Source organism: Mangrovivirga halotolerans (genome assembly GCF_026241165.1).
Taxonomy (GTDB): Bacteria; Bacteroidota; Bacteroidia; order Cytophagales; family Cyclobacteriaceae; genus Mangrovivirga; species Mangrovivirga halotolerans.
Genome location: NZ_JAPFQN010000005.1, coordinates 649,315 through 673,312, shown reverse-complemented (window position 1 = coordinate 673,312; position 23,998 = coordinate 649,315). Strand labels below are relative to the sequence as shown.

General features: G+C 35.9%; 20 protein-coding genes and 1 tRNA gene. 18 read left to right on the top strand and 3 right to left on the bottom strand.

The features are described from left to right. From OO013_RS10760 to OO013_RS10715, 10 genes are all read left to right on the top strand, one after another. Positions 1-2,634, top strand: a complete 2,634-nt coding sequence (locus tag OO013_RS10760; protein WP_266056809.1) for a DNA gyrase/topoisomerase IV subunit A — start codon at positions 1-3, stop codon at positions 2,632-2,634. A gap of 5 nt (positions 2,635-2,639) precedes the next feature. Then, positions 2,640-3,320 (top strand): TrmH family RNA methyltransferase, encoded by a 681-nt coding sequence (locus OO013_RS10755; protein WP_266056808.1) that lies wholly within the window; start codon positions 2,640-2,642, stop codon positions 3,318-3,320. Positions 3,321-3,418: 98 nt separating this feature from the next. Further along, a complete protein-coding gene (locus OO013_RS10750; RefSeq protein WP_266056807.1) occupies positions 3,419-3,979 on the top strand; it encodes a SanA/YdcF family protein in 561 nt (186 codons plus the stop codon). Positions 3,980-4,070: 91 nt separating this feature from the next. Then, entirely contained in the window at positions 4,071-6,512 is a 2,442-nt protein-coding gene (locus OO013_RS10745) for a DUF5686 and carboxypeptidase-like regulatory domain-containing protein (protein ID WP_266056806.1), read from the top strand. Positions 6,513-6,535: 23 nt separating this feature from the next. Further along, entirely contained in the window at positions 6,536-7,669 is a 1,134-nt protein-coding gene (locus tag OO013_RS10740) for a tetratricopeptide repeat protein (protein ID WP_266056805.1), read from the top strand. Between the two features lie 4 nt (positions 7,670-7,673). Further along, positions 7,674-9,629, top strand: a complete 1,956-nt coding sequence (gene thrS / locus OO013_RS10735; protein WP_266056804.1) for a threonine--tRNA ligase — start codon at positions 7,674-7,676, stop codon at positions 9,627-9,629. Positions 9,630-9,722: 93 nt separating this feature from the next. Then, positions 9,723-10,277: a translation initiation factor IF-3 gene (gene infC / locus OO013_RS10730; protein WP_137090586.1), complete on the top strand. Its 555-nt coding sequence runs from the start codon at positions 9,723-9,725 to the stop codon at positions 10,275-10,277. 26 nt (positions 10,278-10,303) lie between these two features. Further along, positions 10,304-10,498, top strand: coding sequence for a 50S ribosomal protein L35 (gene rpmI, locus OO013_RS10725; protein WP_266056803.1), 195 nt, complete (start codon positions 10,304-10,306; stop codon positions 10,496-10,498). Positions 10,499-10,580: 82 nt separating this feature from the next. Next, the gene (gene rplT / locus OO013_RS10720; protein WP_266056802.1) at positions 10,581-10,925 is read left to right on the top strand and encodes a 50S ribosomal protein L20; all 345 of its coding nucleotides are present in this window, start codon (positions 10,581-10,583) and stop codon (positions 10,923-10,925) included. A 59-nt stretch (positions 10,926-10,984) separates the two neighbouring features. Then, positions 10,985-11,455 carry a pyrophosphohydrolase domain-containing protein gene (locus OO013_RS10715; protein ID WP_266056801.1) on the top strand — a complete coding sequence of 157 codons (471 nt, stop codon included), beginning with the start codon at positions 10,985-10,987 and terminating at the stop codon, positions 11,453-11,455. 50 nt (positions 11,456-11,505) lie between these two features. Here OO013_RS10715 and OO013_RS10710 read toward each other — a convergent pair whose 3' ends face one another. Both OO013_RS10710 and OO013_RS10705 read right to left on the bottom strand, forming a co-directional pair. Continuing rightward, positions 11,506-11,706: a hypothetical protein gene (locus OO013_RS10710; RefSeq protein WP_266056800.1), complete on the bottom strand. Its 201-nt coding sequence runs from the start codon at positions 11,704-11,706 to the stop codon at positions 11,506-11,508. A gap of 155 nt (positions 11,707-11,861) precedes the next feature. Beyond that, positions 11,862-11,935: transfer RNA gene (locus OO013_RS10705), tRNA-Met, on the bottom strand. Between the two features lie 115 nt (positions 11,936-12,050). On the opposite strand from OO013_RS10705, the gene OO013_RS10700 reads away from it, so the two are divergent. The 7 genes from OO013_RS10700 to bshB1 all read left to right on the top strand — a co-directional run bounded on the left by OO013_RS10700 (position 12,051) and on the right by bshB1 (position 20,134). Next, on the top strand, positions 12,051-12,434 hold the full coding sequence (locus OO013_RS10700) for an START-like domain-containing protein (protein ID WP_266056799.1): 384 nt from the start codon (positions 12,051-12,053) through the stop codon (positions 12,432-12,434). A 79-nt stretch (positions 12,435-12,513) separates the two neighbouring features. Next, positions 12,514-14,427, top strand: coding sequence for an LptF/LptG family permease (locus tag OO013_RS10695; RefSeq protein WP_266056798.1), 1,914 nt, complete (start codon positions 12,514-12,516; stop codon positions 14,425-14,427). A 64-nt stretch (positions 14,428-14,491) separates the two neighbouring features. Continuing rightward, positions 14,492-14,767 (top strand): 30S ribosomal protein S15, encoded by a 276-nt coding sequence (rpsO, locus tag OO013_RS10690; RefSeq protein WP_266056797.1) that lies wholly within the window; start codon positions 14,492-14,494, stop codon positions 14,765-14,767. A gap of 110 nt (positions 14,768-14,877) precedes the next feature. Continuing rightward, positions 14,878-17,025: a polyribonucleotide nucleotidyltransferase gene (gene pnp, locus OO013_RS10685; RefSeq protein WP_266056796.1), complete on the top strand. Its 2,148-nt coding sequence runs from the start codon at positions 14,878-14,880 to the stop codon at positions 17,023-17,025. A 416-nt stretch (positions 17,026-17,441) separates the two neighbouring features. Further along, on the top strand, positions 17,442-18,305 hold the full coding sequence (locus tag OO013_RS10680) for a sigma-70 family RNA polymerase sigma factor (protein WP_137090595.1): 864 nt from the start codon (positions 17,442-17,444) through the stop codon (positions 18,303-18,305). 126 nt (positions 18,306-18,431) lie between these two features. Next, positions 18,432-19,388: a thioredoxin-disulfide reductase gene (gene trxB, locus OO013_RS10675; protein WP_266056795.1), complete on the top strand. Its 957-nt coding sequence runs from the start codon at positions 18,432-18,434 to the stop codon at positions 19,386-19,388. Between the two features lie 14 nt (positions 19,389-19,402). After that, positions 19,403-20,134, top strand: a complete 732-nt coding sequence (bshB1, locus tag OO013_RS10670; protein ID WP_266056794.1) for a bacillithiol biosynthesis deacetylase BshB1 — start codon at positions 19,403-19,405, stop codon at positions 20,132-20,134. Positions 20,135-20,147: 13 nt separating this feature from the next. Here the strand turns inward: bshB1 and mtaB are convergent, their stop codons facing one another. Next, complete coding sequence (mtaB, locus tag OO013_RS10665; RefSeq protein ID WP_266056793.1) at positions 20,148-21,473, bottom strand: tRNA (N(6)-L-threonylcarbamoyladenosine(37)-C(2))-methylthiotransferase MtaB; 1,326 nt, start codon at positions 21,471-21,473, stop codon at positions 20,148-20,150. 303 nt (positions 21,474-21,776) lie between these two features. On the opposite strand from mtaB, the gene OO013_RS10660 reads away from it, so the two are divergent. After that, complete coding sequence (locus tag OO013_RS10660) at positions 21,777-23,939, top strand: glutamine synthetase III family protein (RefSeq protein ID WP_266056792.1); 2,163 nt, start codon at positions 21,777-21,779, stop codon at positions 23,937-23,939. Positions 23,940-23,998: the final 59 nt, after the last annotated feature.

Sequence of the window (23,998 nt, the reverse complement as noted above, 5' to 3'; positions counted from 1 at the left end):
ATGGCAGAAGATAATAACCAAAATAATTCAAATAACGAGGAAGAAGAAATTCATGATGTTATTCCCGTTGGAGGGATGTATGAGAATTGGTTTCTTGATTATGCTTCCTATGTAATTCTTGAAAGAGCTGTTCCAGCCATTGACGACGGTTTTAAACCTGTACAAAGAAGGATCATGCATTCCATGAAGGAAATGGATGATGGAAGGTTTAATAAAGTTGCTAATATCATTGGTCAGACAATGCAATATCATCCCCATGGTGATGCATCTATTGGTGATGCAATTATTAACATGGGGCAAAAGGATCTCCTGATTGAAACTCAGGGTAACTGGGGAGATATTAGGACAGGAGACTCTGCTGCAGCACCAAGGTATATAGAGGCCAGATTATCAAAATTTGCCCTTGATGTTGTATTTAACCCACAGGTAACAGATTGGCAGCTTAGCTATGACGGGCGAAAGAAAGAACCTGTAACACTTCCTGTTAAATTCCCTATGCTTTTGGCCCAGGGAGTGGAAGGAATCGCAGTTGGTCTGAGCACAAAAATATTGCCTCATAACTTTAATGAGTTAATTGACGCTTCAATTAAGGTTCTGCAGGGAAAGAATCCGAAAGTTTATCCGGATTTTCCAACAGGGGGACTAGCTGATTTTTCTGAGTATAATGATGGGCTTAGGGGTGGAAGAATAAAAGTCAGAGCTAAAATTGAGGAGGTTGATAAAAAGACTATTGCTATAAAAGACATTCCTTTTGGTACTACAACCAGTTCATTAATTGATAGCATCCTTAAAGCGAATGATAAGGGCAAGATTAAGATCAAACAGGTAACCGATAACACAGCAAAGGATGTAGAAATCCTCATTTCGCTGGCTTCAGGACAATCGCCAAATGTTACGATTGATGCTCTTTATGCTTTTACCGATTGTGAAACAAGTATATCTCCTAATGCTTGTGTGATTATCAAGGATAAGCCACATTTTCTTGGAGTTACAGATATTCTGAAGCATAATACTGATCAGACAGTTGACCTGCTTCGACAAGAGCTTGAGATTAGAAAAGGTGAATTAAAAGAAAAACTACTTTTCTCTTCTCTGGAGAAAATCTTTATTGAAAACAGGATCTATAGAGATATAGAAGAATGTGAGACCTGGGAAGCAGTACTTGAGACTATTGATAAAGGTTTGGATCCATATAAGCCTGATTTTTATCGTGAAATCACTCAGGATGACATTGTCAGGCTTACAGAGATCAAAATTAAACGTATTTCTAAGTTCGATACCTTCAAGGCTGATGAGCTTATGAAGAAATACAGTGATGAGCTTGCCGAAGTTGAATATAACCTTGAAAATATAATCGATTATGCAATCGAATATTATAAAAGGATCAAGGAGAAGCATGGGAAGGGTAAAGAAAGAAAAACTGAGATCACTACTTTCGAAACGATACAAGCTCATGTTGTTGCTGCAAATAACGTGAAGTTATATGCTAATTTGAAGGATGGCTTTATTGGTACAGCCCTTAAAAAGGATGAGTTTATTACTGATTGTTCTGATATTGATGACATCATTATATTCAGAAGGGATGGTAAAATGCTCGTTACCAAGATTGCTGATAAGACTTTTGTGGGAAAAGATATCCTCTATGTAGGTGTTTTTAAGAAAAATGACGAACGTATGGTCTACAATATGATTTATCTGGATGGTAAATCAGGTAGGTCAATGGTGAAAAGATTCCAGGTACTAGCCATAACCCGTGACAGAGAATATGACCTTACTAAAGGGCATGCTAACAGCAAAGTTTTATATTTTACTGCTAATCCAAATGGGGAAGCTGAAAAAGTCACTGTTTATCTCACTTCAGGATGCAAAGCCAGGATCAAGGTATTTGATTTTGATTTTGCTGAAGTCGACATCAAAGGCCGGGGTGCAGGAGGAAATATTCTGACTAAATACCCTGTTCGTAAAATTCAATTTAAGGAAGCAGGAGTATCTACGTTAGGTGGTGTAGATATTTGGTATGATGATGTTGTCGGGAGGTTAAATAGAGATGAACAAGGGAATTATTTAGGGAATTTCAATGGAGATGAAAAAATACTTGTGATTTATGATTCCGGTGAATACGAATTGACAAATTTTGAATTGACAAATCGTTATGAGGCAGGAAAAGTAAAGTTAATTACCAAGTTTGATCCAGAGAGACCTGTATCTGCAGTATATTATGATAGTGGATCAAAAACCACTTATATTAAAAGGTTTTTGATAGAAACCAGTACTCTCGATAAGAAGTTTTTATTTATTAGCGAAGGACGAGGGTCAAAATTACTTTTCGCTTCGACAGCTTTTAAGCCTGTGATTAATGTGAAATATCAGGACGGGAAAAGTAGAAGCGAAGAAGATTTGAAGGTGGAGGATCTGATAGATATTAAAGGATGGAAGGCTATAGGTAATAAATTCCCTCTTCAAACAGTTAAGGATATTAAGGATATAACTCCAAAAGAAGAAAAACCAAAGGCAGAATCGAAAGAAGAGGACGAGGAATCAACCGAAAAAAACAAGGATAGAGATGTATACACATCGGGTGATTCCATCGATTTCGACAGTGATGATGATAAAGAACAACTAGGATTGTTTTAACATAAATGGATAATTTTAATTCCAGAAAAGATTTTTTAAATCATTTATCAAATTTTGTAACAGAAAAGCGAAAGTCATTAATCGAAGAGATTCTTGACTTTCGCACTCGTTACCTAACTGTAGTTCTGGAAGATATTTATCAATCTCAAAATGCCAGTGCTGTTTTAAGGACATGTGAATGTCTCGGTTTACAAGATGTGCATATTGTAGAGCAGGAAAATAAATTTTCTGTAAACAGAAACATTGTAAAAGGTGCGTCGAAATGGATGGATATCTATCGCTACGATAAAAGCGATACAAATAATATTAAATATTGTATTACTTCTTTAAAGGAAAAAGGATATAAAATTTGCGCTACATCTCCTCATGAAGGAGCCTACGAATTAAATGAATTTGAGCCTGATGGTAAGACAGCATTTTTGTTGGGGCATGAAAAACACGGACTAAGTGATCAGGCTATAGAAATGGCTGACTTCAGTATTAAAATTCCTATGTATGGATTCACTGAAAGTTTTAATTTATCAGTTAGTGGTGCTTTAATATTGTATGATTGTATACAAAAACTAAAAAATAGAAAGGTTGATTTTTACCTATCTGAAACTGAGAAAGAAGAGATCAGATATAAATGGTATAAAATGTCATATAGTAAATCTGACCTTTTAGAAAAGGAGTTTTTTAAAACATGAAATTAAACCCTGTTATAAAAAAAATCTTTAAAATCAGTCTTTGGGCATTCTTGATATCACTGTTTGTTATCTTAATAACCAATTTAATGGTTGTTTGGATGAATAAACAAGATCTCGTGTTTTCAAAAAATGATCTTACTGAAACTAAAGTAGGATTGGTTTTAGGTACGAGTAAATTTCTTATTCAGGGTGGTGAGAATCCATTTTTTAATAAAAGAATAAAGGCAGCCGCGGATTTGTATCACAGTGGAAAAGTAAAGCATTTGATAGTAAGCGGAGATAATAAATACCAATCCTATAACGAGCCAAGATATATGTATCAGGCTTTGATTGAGAAGGGGGTACCTCATAAGGCCATTACATTTGATTTCGCAGGATTCAGAACGCTGGATTCTGTGGTTAGAGCAAGGAAAATATTTGGTCAGGATTCTATTGTGATTATAACTCAGGAATTTCATGCCTACCGTGCGTTACAAATCAGTAAAAAATATAATATCAAAGCACAGGCATTTGCCGCTGAAGAAGTACCTTTAAAGGAAAGTTTTTTTGTAAGGAGCAGAGAAGTCCTTGCCAGAACTGCTATGTATGCAGATCTTTATATTTTGAACACTCAACCTGAACATTTAGGTGAAAGACAACCAATAAATATTGGAAAGTAAAATTTTTTATTACTAATCTTGCTTGATGATTACAAATAAATCCAATTTTATAATTTATCCATTGTTATTGATGCTCAGCATCAGTTTCAATATGGATTTATTTGCCCAAACAACAGTTTCGGGAAGAGTGATTGATGCTGAAAACGGAGATCCAATTCCTTTTGCGAATATTTCAATTCCAGGTACAACCAAAGGGACGACTACTGATTTTGATGGATATTACGAATTAGAAATCAGTAATTCCACAGATAGTATAAAAGCCAGCTACATTGGATTCATTCCCCGCACTAAAGTAGTTCCTGAAAATGGAAAGCTGAATTTTCAGTTACAACCCGATGTGATTGCCCTTGAAGAAGTGGTTGTAACAGCAGGAGAAGATCCCTCTTATCCAATAATGAGGAAAGTAATTGAGGCAAAGGAAAAGAATGATAAAAGAAATCTTGAAGCATATGAATATGAGTCATATGCTAAAATCGAAATAGATGTTAACAAGATCTCTGAAAAATTGAGGCAAAAGAAGGTTATGCAAGAGATCGCTATCGTACTAGATAGCCTCGATCGTATTGCCGGAGAAGACGGGAAGCCAATATTGCCTGTTTTTATATCTGAGTCAATCAGTGATTTTTATGTGAAAAATAATCCATTGATTAAAAAGGAAGTGATTAGAAAAACTAAGATCACTGGTGTTGGGGTAACAGATGGTAGCTTCACTTCGCAATTCATAGGTACTTCATTTCAGGAATATAATTTTTATGATTCCTGGATGACTATAGTGGATAAAGAAGTAGTTTCTCCACTTGCAGACTCATGGAAAGGTTATTATGATTATTACCTGATAGATTCCATGATGGTGGATTCATTTTTTTGTTATCAGATAGATTTTGAACCAAAGAGGGCTCAGGATGTTGCTTATAAGGGTACTATGTGGATAACAAAAGACACCTATGCTTTAAAGCAAATTGATGCAACCATTGGTAAAGCGGCTAATCTTAACTTCATAGAGAAGATCAAAATCCAACAGGAACTTCTGCCCTCCAAGGAGGGAGCCTGGCTGCCAAAGAAAACTCGAGTTACAATAGATGTCGATGAACTGAGTAGCGGGTCAGCAGGAATGCTGGTTAAATTTTATGTGTCTAATAAAAACTGGGTAGTTAATGATCCCAGGGACCCTAAATTTTATGATCAGGCGATTGAACTTAAGCCTGAATACAGAAGTTTTGAAGATGATTACTGGGAAGAAAACAGGCATGAGCCTTTATCTGATGCTGAATTGAATGTCTATTCAATGATTGATACAATCAGAAATATACCAATTGTTAAAACTTATATTGATGTCGTCGAGACAGCTATTTCAGGTTATTACCAGGTAGGCAAAGTGGATATTGGTCCATATGCTGTTTTGATTGGAGTTAATGACCTTGAAGGGTTCCGATTGAGGGGAGGATTTAGAACTAATACCAATTTTAGTGAAAAATGGATCTTGGGAGGCTACTTAGCTTATGGTTTTAAGGATGAAAAATTTAAATATAACGCCAGTGTCAGACATATTTTTAATAAAGAAAGGTGGACCTTTCTGGAGGGAGAGTATGGTTATGATGTAGAAATAACAGGCCTGGATAAAGATGAAATTTCTTCAAACCCGGTTTTCTACACTTTTAATAAACTTGGATTTTTAAGGAGACCCTACTACCATCGTTACGGTAATTTCAAATTCAGCAGGCAAATTTCAAGAAGCTTTGAACAGCAAATAGCATTTAGATATAAGCATTTTGATCCAGAGTTTAATTTTGCCTATTACAACATTTACAGTAATGAGCCTGGAGTTGTAAAAGAAGAATGGACTACTAATGAAGTAGAGATTACAACTAAATTTTCCAAAGATGAAAGGTTCGTATATGATGGCAATAGAAGGATCAGTCTGGGTTCATATAAATGGCCAACTTTTGTATTATCATATACTTATGGTATACCTGACTTTTTGGGTGGTGATTTTGAGTATCATAAACTAAGGTTTGATGTCTCACAAAATTTGCGACTGGGTAGTTTAGGGACTTCAAGATACAAGCTTACTGCAGGGAAAATATTCAATCCATTGCCTTACCCATTATTGGAAATACATTTAGGTAATGAGAGTTTCTTTTATAGTACTGCAGCTTTTAACCTGATGAATAACTACGAGTTTGTGAGTGATCAGTTTGTTTCATTTAGATACTCACATTCCTTTGAAGGGTTGATTCTTAATAGGATACCACTTCTTAAAAAATTAAAATGGCGACTCCTATTTAATGCTAACGTTGTTTATGGGACATTAGAGCAGGATAATTTTGATATCATGGCGGAATTCACTCCTTCAGGAGAGCCAGTAAGTACCTTTGGTACCTTTAGAGAAAATAAACCGTATGCTGAGATAGGTTATGGCGTGGAAAATATATTAAAATTCATTCGAGTTGATTTTTATCACAGACTCAACTATTTATATAATCCAAACGTAGATAAATTTGGTGTTAAAGTGAGTTTCCAGTTTATTTTATAGAACATTCGATTCTATATATTATTATGCTTAAAAATCAATTTTTATTCTTTACTGTTTTAATTAACCTGATTATTATTTCAGGAACCTCATGTCAGAGGGAATATAGCTCTGAGCGGTTAGTGGAGTTTGATAAAAATGTATTTCCTGAAACTGAAGAAAAGATAAAATTCCTTGAGGAAAGAATTGCTTTGAACCCAAACAATCCCGAAAATTATTACCTTAAAGCAGAAGCTCTCAGAACAAGTGGAGAATATACAGATGCTTTAGAGCAAATTGATAAAGCTCTTGCTCTTGATAGTAGTGATGGTAATTACTATTTATTAAAAGCTGATGTTTTACACAAAAAGGGTTTTGTCACCAGGTCATTGTTTTTTGCTTTAAAAGCTGAAAATAAACTTCCTTATTCACCGGAATTGAGATCAGTGCTAGCAAGTAACTATTTAGAATTAGAAAAGCCTTCTTTAGCCAGAACCAGTATTGAAGATGCAAAAAAACTGCAACCTGCAAATGCTGAATTTCATTTATTGAGTGGAGAAATTGCTTTAGTAGAAGGGGATACCGGGAGAGCGATAAATGACTTTAATAAGGCCATTAAAATGGATTCCAAACTTATTTCAGGGCCATTAAAATTAATTCAGATAAGTCTTGAGCAAGGAAAGGTAGAAGAGGCTTTAAAATATTTCGATCAATTTCCACAATCAACAATAAGTGAAAACGAAGAATTAAATTATCTTTTTATTAAAACAAAACTTGCCTCAGGAGATGCAGATTTCTTCTTTTCAAAAGTGGATAGTCTTAAAAACAGAGGTGAATTTAATGTTTTGCTTATTAAACAAGCAGGTGACTGGATGAAGGAAAGACGGAAGTACCTTTCTTCAATTGAATATTATGAGCGCATACCTGAAACTAGTGCTCAGTGGATACCAGCATCTTTATCGAAAGCTGAATCTCTGAGTATTTTGGGCAGAACAAAAGAAGCATTGGCAGTTTATAACAACATCATAGAAAGATTTCCCGATAATGAGGAAGCGATTGCGGGGAAGGAGGCAATTGAAGAAAAAATTGCTTTATATTTGCGCTGGCAACAACGGCAAAGGAGAATCGATAGCTTGTCTTCCCAGCCGCTGAAACCAAAAAGTTTAGATTTGAATAATTAATAAAATGAGTAATACAGAGCAGATAAAAATCACTTTGCCTGATGGGACTGTAAAAGAGTTTTCCAAAGGATCCAGTAGTATGGATGTTGCTAAAAGTATAAGTGAAGGCCTGGCTAGAAACGTTCTGGCCGCAAAAGTAAATGGTGAGATCTGGGATGCAGACCGTGCGATTGATAGAGATGCCGACGTTCAGCTTCTTACCTGGAACGATGAAGGAGGGAAGTATGCTTTTTGGCATTCTTCAGCTCACCTTCTGGCCGAAGCTCTGGAAGACCTGTATCCTGGTATTAAATTAGGAATTGGTCCGCCTATCGAAAATGGATTTTATTACGACATTGATTTTGGAGATATAGAATTCGGAGAGCAGGACCTTGAAAAAGTTGAGAAGAAATTTTTGGAGCTGGCAAGACAAAAGAATGTTTTTGACCGAAAAGAAATCTCTAAGGATAATGCGATAAAATATTATCAGGAAAAAGGTGATGAATATAAACTCGAATTAATAGATGGCCTGGAGGATGGCTCTATAACTTTCTACACTCAGGGTAATTTCACTGATTTGTGCAGAGGACCACACATCCCACATACCGGATTTGTAAAAGCAGTTAAATTATTAAATGTAGCTGGTGCTTATTGGAGAGGTGATGAGAATAATAAACAGCTGACAAGGATTTATGGTATTTCTTTTCCTAAGCAAAAAGAGCTAAAAGAATACTTAGAACGCCTTGAAGAAGCTAAAAAGAGAGACCATAGAAAACTAGGTAAAGAGCTGGAGCTTTTTACATTTAGTGAGAAAGTAGGGCTAGGATTACCTTTATGGCTGCCTAAAGGAGCCGTTCTACGAGACAGATTAGAAAGCTTTCTGAAAAAAGCACAGGTAAAAGCAGGGTATGATCCTGTTGTTACTCCGCATATAGGCCATAAGCAGCTATATATTACAAGTGGTCATTATGAAAAGTATGGTGAAGATTCATTTAAGCCCATTCAAACTCCTCATGAAGGAGAGGAATTCATGCTTAAGCCAATGAATTGCCCACACCACTGTGAGATTTATAAGTCAAAGCCAAGATCTTACAAGGATCTTCCGGTAAGATATGCGGAATTTGGTACTGTTTATAGATATGAACAAAGTGGTGAGTTACACGGGTTAACCAGAGTAAGAGGATTTACTCAGGATGATGCTCATATTTTTTGCAGACCAGATCAGGTAAAAGAAGAATTCATAAAAGTAATTGACCTGGTACTCTATGTCTTTAATGCTCTTGGATTTGAAGATTATACTGCGCAGGTTTCACTGAGAGACCCTGAAAATAAGGCTAAGTATATTGGTGGTGATGAAGTTTGGGACAGGGCAGAAAGAGAAATACAGGAAGCTGCAGACGAAAAAGGGTTGAAGACTATTGTTGAGTATGGAGAAGCAGCCTTCTATGGTCCTAAGCTTGATTTTATGGTTAAGGATGCTTTAGGTCGAAGCTGGCAGCTTGGTACCATCCAGGTTGATTATAACCTGCCTGAAAGATTTGAATTGGAGTATGTAGGGTCTGATAACAACAGACACAGACCGGTAATGATCCATAGAGCTCCGTTTGGATCAATGGAAAGATTCGTAGCAGTTTTAATAGAGCACTGCGGAGGTAATTTCCCATTGTGGTTAGCTCCGGAGCAAATAGCTGTTCTACCGATTAGTGAAAAATTCGCCGATTATGGACAGGAAGTTTTCAGGAAATTACAAGCAGCGGATATTCATGGTTTTATCGATCACAGAGATGAAAAGATCGGTAGAAAAATCAGAGATGCTGAAGTGAAAAAGATACCTTATATGATCATAGCCGGAGAAAAAGAAGCTCAGGAAGGTAAAATATCTGTAAGAAAACATGGTGAAGGTGACCTTGGCTCAATGACAATAGATGAATTTATTGAGCATATTAATGATGTAAAAAGTAAGGAATTATTGAAATCTTGATATATTTATTGTCGGGAATGCTTTTAACTCAAGTAATTTATTGAGATATTTGCACCCTGAATATAATTTTTAACTAAAAAGAAGGAGGTTAATATCGCCAAAAGAGGAAGAAGGCCCTTCAGAGGAAGAGTTGAAGAGCCTTACAGAGTAAATTCAAAGATCAGAGCACGTCAGGTTCGTGTGGTAGGAGATAATGTTGACGTAGATGTTTATCCACTTGATAAGGCCTTAAAAATGGCTGAAGAACAAGGGTTAGATCTCGTAGAGATTTCTCCAAAAGCAGATCCACCTGTGTGTAAGATTATTGATTACTCGAAGTTTAAATACGAGCAAAAAAAGAAACAAAAAGAAATTAAAGCCAAAGCCCAGAAAACTGTGGTAAAGGAGATTAGGTTCGGTCCTAATACTGATGATCATGACTTTAATTTCAAGTTAAACCACGCAAAAAACTTCCTTAAGGAAGGAGCAAAGGTTAAGGCTTATGTTCATTTCGTGGGTAGGACGATCGTATTTAAGGAACGTGGCGAGTTGTTACTCCTTAGATTTGCACAAGCTTTAGAAGACATTGGAAAGGTAGAGCAAATGCCTAAACTTGAAGGTAAAAGAATGACACTTTTTGTTTCTCCTAAAGCTCAGAAGAAGAAATAATATTTAATTAATAAACAAGTAGTAAAATGCCTAAAGTAAAAACTACATCTGGAGCTAAGAAAAGGTTTAAGCTTACTGGTACTGGCAAGATCAAAAGAAAGCATGCTTTCAAAAGCCACATCCTTACAAAAAAGGAAACCAAGCAAAAGCGTAGCCTTACTAAAATGGCTTTAGTACACAAGTCTGACGTACCAAGAGTACGCGAACTTTTAAACATCTAATAATTGGTTAAATTGTTAAACCCGGGTATTGGTTAGTTAAGTTTCGCAGAGGCGAACACCACTATTCAAAAAGCAAAAATTTATGCCTAGATCAGTAAATCACGTAGCATCAAGAGCAAGAAGAAAAAAGATGCTCAAGTCGGCCAAAGGTTATTGGGGTCGCAGAAAAAATGTTTGGACAGTAGCAAAAAATGCTGTCGAAAAAGGTTGGTCATATGCCTACCGAGATAGAAAAGCTAAGAAAAGAGATTTCAGAAAGCTTTGGATCGCTCGTATCAATGCTGGTACTCGTGTTCACGGAATGTCTTACAGCCGTTTCATGGGACAGTTAAAGAAGTCTGATATCGAGCTTGACAGAAAGGTTCTTGCAGATCTTGCAATGAATCATCCTGAAGCGTTCAAAGCGATAGTAGAGAAACTTAAATAATTCGAAAATATTTCTTATTATTGAAGCCCTCATTTGAGGGCTTTTTTTATTTATATGATATGGAAAAATTAGATTCTTTAAATCAAGTAGCCGAATTTCATAAAACTTTTAAGCATCCAATCGAAAAAGATCCCGTAATCCCTGAGAAAAGTCGTTGTGATCTTCGAGTTGCCTTATTAGCAGAAGAGCTTAAAGAACTTCAGGAGGCAATTAATGATAACGATATTGTAGAGATTGCCGATGCATTATGCGACTTGCAATACGTCTTATCAGGAGCTGTTCTTGAATTTGGTCTCGGTGATAAATTCAGAGAGCTTTTTGATGAGGTTCAGCGTTCAAATATGAGTAAGGCCTGTGATACGGAAGAAGAAGCTAAGAGCACGGTGGATTATTACAAAGAAAAGAAAAATGAAGAATGCTACTATAAACAGGTAGATGGTAGATATCTTGTGTTTAGAAAATCAGACAATAAGACAATAAAGTCTGTAAATTATAGTCCTGCTGACTTAAAGAAAATACTTGACAAGTGATATTTAATGAATTCTAAAATAAAAAAAAGGCAGCGATCAGCTGCCTTTTTTTATTCCTGGTCGTTATTTTCTTTTTTCTTTATAACAAATCTATTTATAAGGAATGCCATGATCCAGCTTACCAGGGAAATGCCTACATATTGTAATTGTCCTTCGTTGATTCTAAAGCTATACATTAGAGTAAAAAGACAGGTAAGGATCAGGACCCAATAAATTACCACGAAAAATGTGTTCAGAGATCTGTTATTCATCGTCTTCTCTTTCTACCAAAAACGAACCATAGAACAGATACGACTACTATAGCCCCGATAATCAAAGCAAGCAAGTTTCCTGAAGTTATCTGGTCAATTCCGTGCATTTTATCGGTAATATTAAATGAAAATTATGAAGTTTGGTAAGTAAAAAGTAGCGAGAGGGGGATTTGAACCCCCGACCTCCGGGTTATGAATCCGACGCTCTAACCAACTGAGCTATCTCGCCAAATGGGCTGCAAATATAATGACGATATTTTTATAACTCCAAGCATTTTTCAAACTTATTTTGTTTTGGTTTTATGTTTTTTGTCCTAAATTGGAAAATAAGAAAAGAAGCCTAAATGAATAAAAATACCTTTACCACTGATTTTGAGATAAATGCATCTCCAAAAATGCTTTATCCATACTTAAATACAGCAGGAGGGCTTGCTCAATGGTTTGCTGATGATGTAAGCCTGGATGGCGATAAGAATTTTCTGTTTTCCTGGGATGGAGAGGAGAATAAAGCCAAGTTGACAGGGCAACGGTCTAACATATATGTTAAGTATGAGTTTTTGGATGAAGATGAAGAGCCGTCGTATATCGAATTTAAATTGGAAGTGAATGAACTTACCCAGGCTACATTTTTAGTGATCACAGATCATAGTAGCAATTTTGATAATGAAGAACTCTTCGAAATGTGGGAACAGATGGTAGGAGCTCTCAAAGAAATTGTCGGTGGATAATATTCAACTCTAAAAAACTTTTTATTACCCCACATAAGGCATTATTTTTGCTTTTAAATTTTGGAAAAAGCCAGCCTGAATGAAAAAAATTGACAAGCTTATTTTTAAAGCTTTTATAGGTCCTTTTATTTTGACCCTATGTATCGTTGTGTTTATACTTCTGATTCAGCAATTACTTCGCTATATGGATCAAATAATAGGCAAAGACCTTGGAACGGACGTCTATGCTGAATTATTCCTCAATTTTGCCTATGTCACAACCCCTATGGCTTTACCCTTAGCAATACTACTCTCTTCAATTATGACTTTTGGGAACCTGGGGCAGCATTTTGAATTGACTGCTATAAAGGGAGCAGGTATTTCTCTTGTCAGAGCTTTACTTCCAATTTTTATATTTTCAGTATTTCTTTCTGTCGCTGCTTACTATAGTAATTATTATCTGGTTCCACGGGCTGCATTAAATGCATATAGTTTATTATGGGATGTAAAGCAAAAGAAGCCTTCAATGGAATTGAAGGAAGGTGTTTTCTACAATGGTATACCAAATTATAGTATTAAGATCAACGGAAAAGACGATGATCGACAATTGCTTAAGGATTTAATGATATATGATCATTCGGCTCACAATGGTAATATAAGTTTGACCGTTGCAGATTCAGGGCGAATGATTTCCATCAATGAAGGTAGATATTTAAAGCTTGAAATGTTTAATGGGGCTAGATATGCAGATGGAGAATCGAATAAATCAATTTTGAAAAGGCGACGAAATGAACCAGCTGATTTTATAAAAACTGAGTTTGAAAAGACCTATTTCATTTTCGATCTGTCTTCAATGACTGATATGAAAAGGACAGATAAAGATCTTTTTGCCAGGAATCGGATAATGCGAAACCGAGAGCAATTGCTGGTAGACGTTGATAGCATACGAAAGGATGTGGTAAAAACAGAATATAGTGTTTTTCAGTATTCAAAATCTTTTTTCTTGCACCATGGAGTAAATCAGGAACTGACACCCGATTATTTGGAAGAACAGATTAAATATTATGATTCATTAGAAGACCTCAGGAAGAAAGAAGTTAAAATAGACTCTTCTCAGATTGCAAAGAAAAATGCACCTGCAGATTCACTTGCTGATAATAATTCTAAAAGAATCAAAGAAGATGATTTACCAATTTTAATAGAGGATTCTGTAACATTAAAAAATAGAAAAGAAGAAAGAGACAAAGAAAGCACAAATCGCCCAGGTTCAGTAGTTGCTAACAAGGAGATTAGTGGTGACTTAAGAAGTAAACTGGATTCTATAAGGGATAGTAAACGTATCAGAGACCGTCAAAGTCGATCCAGAGACTTAAATGTCAAAAGTGAAAACGAGAAAGGGAAGGAGGAATTACCTGCAGAGTCAGATACAAATAAAGTGGATACTTCTGATTACGATATAGCAGGTGACGAAACACCGATTAGTTTACCTGAAAAGAAATCATCAAAAAATAGTGTTGAGGATAACCTGGAGAAATTCCAGGAAAGGATAGATTCTGAAGGCACGCAAAAGCAAGTAATTAGGCGAGCATTAACAAGAGCAAGACAAAACAAGGGTAGAATAGAGGCTAAAAGTGAGAATATTAAAGAAAAAGAAGCAGAACTCAGGGCTTTTATAGTAGAGTACAATAAGAAGTTTGCTATGAGTTTTGCCTGCATAATCATGTTTTTAATAGGAGCCCCTCTTGGGTCGATTATTAAAAAGGGCGGGTTAGGTTTTCCTACTATTGTTTCGGTGATATTTTTTATCATATACTATGTGTTAAGTATTTTCGGTGAAAAATGGGGTAAAGAAGAGGTTCTTGATCCGACTCTTGGGGCATGGATGGCGAATATAATATTGTTTCCTTTGGGTATATACTTTTTACAACAGGCAAGAGTTGATGCCAGATTGTTTGATGCCGACTTTTATTCTGTTGCAATCAAAAGGTTGAAGAAAAAGTTCTTTAATAAGTGAGGGAATACTTGTTAACATTAATTGAATAACATAATTTTGCACCTCATTTAAAATTTAACTAGTCATGTATTTAACAAAGGAAAAGAAACAAGAGATCTTTGAAAATCATGGTCGGTTAAAGTCAAAAGATGATACAGGTTCTGCTGAATCACAAATTGCGTTATTCACTTACAGAATCACACATTTGACTAACCACCTGAAAAGTAACAAAAAAGATCACTCAACAAGAGTAGGATTATTAAGATTGGTAGGTAAAAGAAGAAGACTTCTTAACTACCTTCAGGAAATTGATATCGAAAGATACAGAGCGATCCTAAAGGAGCTTAAATTGAGAAAATAAACAACAAAAGAGGGGATTCTAATAGGATTCCCTCTTTTTTTATTATATTGCTCTCGTCTGAAGTCTGAACTCCATCTAATTAAAATTTTAAATATTATTTTCAATTCTTTATGATTCCTAAAGCAATTATAAAAACCATCCAACTGCCGGATGGAAGAGAAATCACTATTGAAACAGGACGGTTAGCTAAGCAGGCCGATGGATCTGCTGTCGTTCGTCTTGGAGACACCATGTTATTGGCAACTGTAGTATCGAGTAAAGAGGCAAAGGAGGGAGTTGACTTTCTACCGTTAAGTGTAGATTATCAGGAGAAGTTTGCTGCTGCAGGTAAAATACCTGGTGGATTCCTAAAAAGAGAAGGAAGATTGTCTGATCACGAAGTTCTGATCAGTAGATTAGTAGACAGAGCCTTAAGGCCTCTGTTTCCGGATGATTATCATGCGGATACTCAAGTAATGATTCAATTAATATCGAGTGATGATGATATTTCACCTGACGCCCTTGCAGCTTTAGCGGCTTCATCGGCACTTGCTGTTTCTGATATACCTTTTGGAGGTCCAATTTCAGAGGTTAGAGTAAGCAGGAGAAACGGTGAGTGGAAAATCAACGCTCCGATATCAGAAATTGAGGAAAGCGATATAAGCCTTATTGTAGCTGCTACCAAAGATAATATCATGATGGTAGAGGGCGAGATGAAGGAGGTTCAGGAAGATGAAATGCTTGAAGCTCTGAAGGTTGCTCATGAAGCGATTAAAACTCAGTGTGAAGTTCAGTTAGAGCTTGAAAAAGAAGTCGGGACTTCTGAGAAAAGAGTATATAGCCACGAAGAACACGATGAAGGCTTAAAAGATAAAATGCATCAGGAATTATATCCTAAGGTTTATGCTATTGCTAAACAACAGCATGCTAATAAGGATGTAAGATCTGATATGTTCAAAAGCATCAAAGATGAATTCATAGATAGCCTTGGAGAAGAAAGTGAATACGATGAGGTATTGATAGGAATGTACTTCAAGGATATCCAGAAAGAAGCATGTAGAAATCTGATGCTTGATGAAGGATTAAGGCTTGATGGTCGTAAGTTTGACGAAATAAGGCCGATCTGGTCTGAAGTAGATTATCTTCCTTCAGCTCACGGATCAGCTGTATTTACAAGAGGAGAAACCCAGTCATTGACTACTTGTACTCTTGGAACCAAGCTGGACGAACAAATGATTGATGGGGCTGTATATAGCGGTACAAATAAGTTTTTATTGCATTATAATTTCCCTGGATTTTCTACCGGTGAGGTAAGGCCTAACAGAGGCCCTGGCCGAAGAGAAGTTGGACATGGTAATCTTGCTCTAAGAGCGCTTAAACAAGTTGTTCCAGCTGATGAGGATAATCCATATACTATAAGAATAGTTTCTGATATTCTTGAATCTAATGGTTCATCGTCCATGGCTACTGTATGTGCAGGGGCAATGGCAATGATGGATGCCGGAGTGCCAATTTCAAATCCTGTTTCCGGAATTGCCATGGGTATGGTAAGTGATCCTGAAACTGGTAAGTACAGAATTTTAAGTGATATTCTAGGAGATGAAGATCATCTTGGGGATATGGACTTTAAAGTTACAGGTACTAAGAATGGTATCACTGCTTGTCAGATGGACATCAAGATTGATGGATTATCTCATGAGATTTTGAAAGAGGCATTAGAGCAGTCTAAGAAAGGGAGACTGCACATTCTTGAAGAAATGAATAAAACCATCTCTGCACCTAGAGAAGATTATAAAGAACACGCTCCAAGATATGAAACCATTAAAATAGGATTGGATCAAATAGGAGCTGTAATCGGGCCTGGTGGAAAGATTATTCAGGAAATTCAAAAAGAATCTGGAGCTACTATTATTGTTGAAGAAAAAGATAATCACGGTTTAGTGAATATTTTTGCTAACGATAAGGATAAAATGAAGATGGCAGCAGATAGAGTGAAAGCTATTGTTGCTCTTCCTGAAGTTGGTGAAACTTATACCGGAACTGTGAAGTCTATTATGCCTTTTGGTGCATTTATAGAATTTATGCCTGGTAAAGAAGGATTACTGCATATTTCAGAAATCAAATGGGAACGAGTAGAAAATATGGAAGGCGTTCTTGAAATAGGTGAAGAAGTCCAGGTTAAATTATTAGATATCGATAAGAAGACCGGTAAATTTAAATTGTCAAGAAAAGCACTTCTTCCAAGACCTCCGCGTAAAGAGCGTCAAAATAAGGAATAAGTGATCTGTATTATAATGAATAAAATGATTGTAAAGAGGACTTTAAGTCCTCTTTTTTTTTGAATTTTTTGTTGATTTTGATATTTCTTTAAAATATTCAAAAATATTTCGGTTGGTCAACTCCTGACCTTCAGAATTTTTTAAGTTTAATGAGGTGGAATTAATTTGTATTAATTGGTGTTTAAATTTTAATTTACCTTCTGATCGTTAATAAATTAGTGTTTATCTAATATTTTCAATTGTTTATCTCAGGAAAGATAACGTCTGTGTTATTTGAGATTATAGCAAAATTTTATTCTGCATAGTACTGTTGTCATCCCAATTAATTTTTAAATAACTTGAAATATTGCTAATTAATTGTTAGTAGAATTCGTCTTCACGGATTATATTTAAGGTGGGATCATAAAAAACAACGAATGAGACAACTTAAAATCAGTAAACAAATCACTAACAGAGAAAGTCAATCACTTGATAAATATTTGCAAGAGATTGGTAAAGTAGATCTGTTATCACCGGATGAAGAAGTTGAACTGGCTGTACGTATTAAGCAGGGAGATCAACTGGCACTAGAAAAATTAACCAAGGCAAACCTCAGGTTTGTAGTTTCAGTAGCAAAACAATACCAGAATCAGGGGCTTACCCTGGGTGATTTGATTAACGAGGGAAATCTTGGTTTGATCAAAGCTGCTCAAAGATTTGATGAGACAAGAGGATTTAAGTTTATTTCATATGCTGTATGGTGGATCCGCCAATCTATTTTACAAGCATTAGCAGAACAATCACGAATTGTCAGATTACCATTAAATAGAGTTGGTTCTTTGAACAAGATATCAAAGACTTTTTCTGATCTGGAGCAAAAATACGAAAGAGAGCCATCTCCTGAAGAGTTAGCTGATGTGCTTGAAATAACTGCCAGTGAAGTAGTTGATACTATGAAAATCAGTGGTCGCCATGTATCTATGGATGCGCCATTTAGCCAGGGAGAAGAAAATAGTTTGCTAGATGTACTCGAGAATGAGGGAGAAGATAAGCCTGACCTTGAATTAATGAGTGATTCTTTGCGTAGAGAAGTATTAAGAGCTCTTTCAACTTTGACAGCAAGGGAAGCAGATGTTATAATGCTTTACTTTGGACTTAATGGTGAGCATGCATTAACTCTTGAAGAAATTGGTGAGAGATTTAATCTCACAAGGGAAAGAGTGAGACAAATAAAAGAAAAAGCCATTAGAAGGCTTAGGCATACTAGTAGAAGCAGAGCATTGAAAACATATCTTGGATAATATGATAAAAAATTTACATTAAGGAAAAAGGTCTCAATTTGAGGCCTTTTTTTTTAACTTTACGGCAACTTTTCCGTTTAGGACTATAGTTTGTTTTAACAAAAGTGTAATAACTATTTAATTATAATGACTACAGAAAATATTGATTTAGTAATTATCGGTTCCGGGCCAGCGGGTTATACTGCAGCTCTTTATGCATCTAGAGCAGGATTAAAACCTGTTTTATTTCAAGGAGGTCAGCCCGGAGGTCAGTTAACAATCACTAATGATGTTGAAAATTACCCTGGATATCCTGATGGTATCAACGGTCCTCAAATGATGGTTGATTTCCAGAAACAAGCTGAGAGATTTGGAGCTGATATCAGGTATGGTATGGTTACCAAAGTAGATTTTTCAGGATATCCTCATAAATTAATAGTTGATGACAAGCATGAGATAACTGCAAAGGCTGTAATTATTTCAACTGGTGCATCAGCTAAATGGCTTGGACTTGAATCAGAACAAAGACTTAATAGTAAAGGTGTTTCTGCCTGTGCAGTTTGTGATGGATTCTTTTTCCGTGGTCAGGATGTAGTTGTAGTCGGAGGAGGTGATACAGCTTGTGAAGAGGCTACTTACCTGTCAAAGCTTGCGAATAAAGTATATATGCTCGTACGTCGTGATGAAATGAGAGCAAGTACGATCATGCAAAAAAGAGTTGATAACGCCAAAAATATTGAAGTGCTCTGGAATACTGAGACAGTAGAAGTTCTTGGTGAAGAGGAAGTAACTGGCGCCAGAGTCAAAAATAATGTTACTGGTGAAGAGTACGATATCGAAGCCCAGGGTTTCTTTGTAGCAATAGGACATAAACCTAATACAGAGATCTTTGAAGGTTATATCGATATGGAATCCACGGGTTACATAAAAACTCTTGGTAAATCATCTTTAACTAATGTAGAAGGTGTTTTCGCAAGTGGTGATGCGCAAGATTCTATTTACAGGCAGGCCGTAACAGCTGCCGGTTCAGGATGTATGGCTGCTCTTGATGCAGAAAGATTCCTTGCTGCTAAAGAAATGGAAGAAGAAGTAGCTAAATCATAACCTTGAATAAGATTATGAAAATTGATATTCTGGCAATAGCCGCTCATCCTGATGATGTAGAACTATCGTGTGCCGGTACATTATTAAAGCATAAGTCTCTTGGGCAGAAAGTTGGTGTTGTAGATCTCACCAGAGGAGAACTAGGAACCAGAGGGACAGATAAAACAAGAGCAGAAGAGGCCGCAGCCTCTTCTGCTATTTTAGATCTTGACGTCAGAGAATGTATCGATCTGCCTGACGGTTTTTTTGCCAATACTCCTGAGTATCAAAAGAAAGTTATAAAGGCGATCAGAAAGTTTAAGCCCAGGATCATTCTGACAAATGCGATAAGAGACCGACATCCCGATCATGGTAAGGCAGCTGAGCTTGTTAGAGATTCAGCTTTTTTATCAGGGTTGATCAAAATAGAAACTTTTGATGAAAACGGGCTTTCCCAGGAAGCCTGGAGACCTGATAAAGTATATCATTTTATTCAAAATGATTTTATCCAACCAGATTTTATTGTTGATGTAAGTGAATTTTGGGATAAAAAGATGGAGTCTGTTAAAGCTTTTAAAACTCAGTTTTTTACAGGAGATCAATCAGCTGATTCTGATGAACCTGAAACATTTATATCACGGCCGGGATTTATAGATTTCCTTGAAGCAAGAGCTAAGGAATTCGGACATAAAGTCGGAGTGAAATATGGAGAAGGATTCACTACCAATACTTCGCTAGGAATAAAAGACTTAGATTCACTATTATAAAAAGTGTTGGCTTTTAATGTGCCAACACTTCATTTTCTATTTCAGTTACAGATACTCTGCCATCATCCTCAATTCTTTCAAGCCTTACCTTTTTCAATTCATTAATTAAAACAGGATCATATTTTGCAGAAACCCTTACATAATTTTCTGTAAAACCATGCATCATACCATCATCACTAATATCATCTTCAAATAAAACAACGTGGTTTTTCCCTAGTTGAGATTCATAAAAATGTCTTCTTTTCTTTTCAGATAAAATTCTTAGCATCTTAGATCTCTTATTACGGATTTTCATCGGAACAACATCTTTGTGTTCTACAGCATCAGTATTTGCTCGCTCCGAATAAGTGAAAACATGTAAATAAGAAATATCAAGTTCATTTAAGAAATTATATGTCTCCATAAAATCCTCATCTGTTTCACCTGGAAACCCGACAATTACATCCACACCTATACATGCATCAGGCATTAATGATTTGATCTTGGCAACTCTCTCAGCATACAATTCTCTAAGGTATCTCCTTCTCATTAATTTAAGGATCTTATTGCTTCCTGATTGAAGAGGAATATGGAAATGAGGAACAAATCTTTTGCTTTCAGCGGCAAAACTTATAATGTCATTACTTAATAAATTAGGTTCAATAGATGAAATTCTAATTCTATCCAGGCCTTTTACCTGATCAAGTTCCTTAACAAGGTCGAAAAATCGATATTTTCGTTTCCCATCAACAATGCCATAATCACCTGTGTTTACACCTGTAAGAACTACCTCTTTGACATCGGTTTGAGCGATTTCGTTGGCTTTATTAAGGATGTTTTCTATGGTGTCACTTCTCGATTTACCCCTGGCAAGCGGGATAGTACAAAATGAACATAAGTAATTACATCCGTCCTGGATTTTCAGAAAAGTTCTGGTTCTGTCATTAATTGAATGAGAATGAACAAAGTCTTTTGCCTCTGAAACCTCTGAAGCGAGTACCCTTGTTTCTTTTTCTTTTATAAAGCCATCAAGCAATTCGATTAGCCTGAATTTTTCCGCAGCACCCAAAACTGCATCAACTCCTTTGATTTCAGAGATTTCTTTGGGTTTTAATTGAGCATAACACCCTATAATTGCTATATAAGAGTCCGGTGATATCGAACGAGCCTCTCTCACTATCTTTCTGCATTTTTTATCAGCATTGTCAGTGACAGAACATGTATTAATAATATAAATTTCCGGAGTGTCTGTAAATGGAACTTTCTTAAATCCTTTTTCCTCGAATTGTCTTGAAATAGTTGAGGTTTCAGAAAAATTCAATTTACATCCTAATGTATAAAATGCTACTTTTTTGCTCATGGCGCAAAATTACTAAAAATGATACTATTTACTATATAGTAAATGGTATAAGCGTGTTGGAAGATATTACATTGTTAAAAGTTCCATAATTATGTATTTCATCAAATAATATGCTTTTTCACTGTTTTCGTTATTTTTTTCATCTCTTTTCTGCTGTTTTTTTGAAAATTCACTTAAATTGGGTGAAAAAAAAGGCTGAAAGACACAATTTTTTTGCAATTGGCAAAAAATAAGGGTTAATTTTGAAACAGCTTTTTTAAGATTGCTTATTTTTAATAACTAACTGGACAATAAAATAATTTTATGGCTACATTAAGACAAAAAGCTCTTGAGCAGCTTGGTAGTAGGGGAATCGTTACTCCTGATTATCCAAACAAACCTGCTTCTACTTATTTCGGAGAGAATACATTTGGATTGAAACAAATGCAGGCAACACTATCTCCGGATGTTTTCAAAAAAGTAAAGAATGCTATTTCGAAAGGAAAAAAGATCGATGAGGAATCTGCTGATGCAGTTGCCGCTGCTGTTAAGACCTGGGCTCTGAACAAAGGAGCAACTCATTATACTCACTGGTTTCAACCATTGACTGGGTCAACAGCTGAAAAGCATGATGGATTTTTTGATCCACTTGATGAGATAGAGAAGTTTAAAGGTTCAAAACTTGTTCAACAAGAGCCAGATGCTAGTTCATTTCCTAATGGAGGTATCCGCTCTACGTTTGAAGCTCGTGGTTATACTGCCTGGGACCCGTCTTCACCGATGTTTATAATTGATGAAACATTATGCATACCGACTGTATTTGTTTCTTATACTGGTGAAGCACTGGATAATAAAGCTCCATTATTGAAAGCCATGGAAGCAGTTAATATAGCTGCAACAAAAGTTTGTAAATTATTCGATCGAAATGTTACTTCTGTAACTCCAGTTTTGGGAGTAGAACAAGAGTATTTTGCTATAGATGAAGCATTATATGCAGCAAGACCCGATCTTGTGATGGGTGGAAGAACTGTATTTGGCCATGATCCTGCAAGAGGACAGCAGCTGGATGATCATTACTTCGGATCTATTCCTTCCAGAGTAAGAAACTTTATGAAGGATTTCGAATTTGAATGCCTTAAACTAGGTATTCCTGTTACGACCCGTCACAATGAGGTTGCTCCAAGTCAGTTTGAAGTAGCTCCCGTCTTTGAAGAAATAAACATTGCAGCCGACCACAATCAATTATTAATGGATGTGATGGGGAAAGTTTCGGAAAAGCATAAGCTTAAGATCTTATTCCATGAAAAGCCATTTAAAGGACTAAATGGTAGTGGTAAGCACAACAACTGGTCACTTATTACTAATAATGGTGTAAACCTTTTTCAACCAAGCAGTAGCGCAAGAGAAAATCTGCAATTTTTGACTTTCTTTGTTTGTACTATTAAGGCTGTTGATGAGCATGCTAAGCTTTTAAGAGCCAGTATCGCTTCTCCAGGTAATGATCACAGATTAGGTGCCAACGAAGCTCCTCCTGCAATTGTTTCTGTATTTATAGGAAGCGAATTGACTGCAGTACTTAATGAGCTTGAAGAAAATGGTAATATCAAGCTGAAAAAAGGTGATAACATGTATATGAAGCTGGGAATTGATAAAATTCCTCAGATCATTCTTGATAACACTGATAGAAACAGAACTTCACCTTTCGCTTTCACAGGAAATAAATTCGAATTCAGAGCAGTTGGTTCAGAAGCAAATAGTGCTCAACCAATGACCGCCTTAAATCTTGTAGTTGCAGATCAGTTGACAAAGTTTGCTGAAGCTGTAGAAAAGGAAGTTAAGAACGGTACTGAAAAAAGACTTGCTGTAATTAATATTCTAAGAGAATATATTAAAGAATCGAAAAAAGTTAGGTTTGAGGGGGATGGATACTCAGAAGAATGGGTAAAAGAAGCTGAAAAACGAGGTCTTCCTAATATCAAAGATACTCCAAGAGCTCTTCATGCTTATGTTACAAAAGAGTCTAAAGAGCTTTTTGCAAGGCATAATGTTTGTAATGAAGTTGAGCTTGATGCTCGTCATGAGATAATGCTTGAAAACTACATTATGAAGATTCAGATCGAATCTAGAATGATTGGTGATCTTGCCTTAAATCATATTATTCCAACAGCGGTAAACTATCAGAATAAATTGATAGCAAACGCGAATGGCTTAAAAGGTCTTGGTGTTGATAATACTGAAGTGGTTAAAAATATCGAAAAGATTTCAGAACATATTTCTGCAATCAATGCCGGTATTAAGGATATGACCAATGAAAGAAAGAGAATCAATAAAATTGAAGATCTGGAAGAAAAGGCAATCGCTTATTGCGATGATGTAAAAATTCAGTATTTTGATTCGATCAGATATCATGTAGATAAGCTTGAATTGCTTGTTGATGATGAAGATTGGCCTCTTGTGAAATACAGAGAAATGTTATTTTTAAGATAAAATAATATTGAATACTAATAAAAAAAGGCTGTCTAAACTGGCAGTCTTTTTTTATTGTA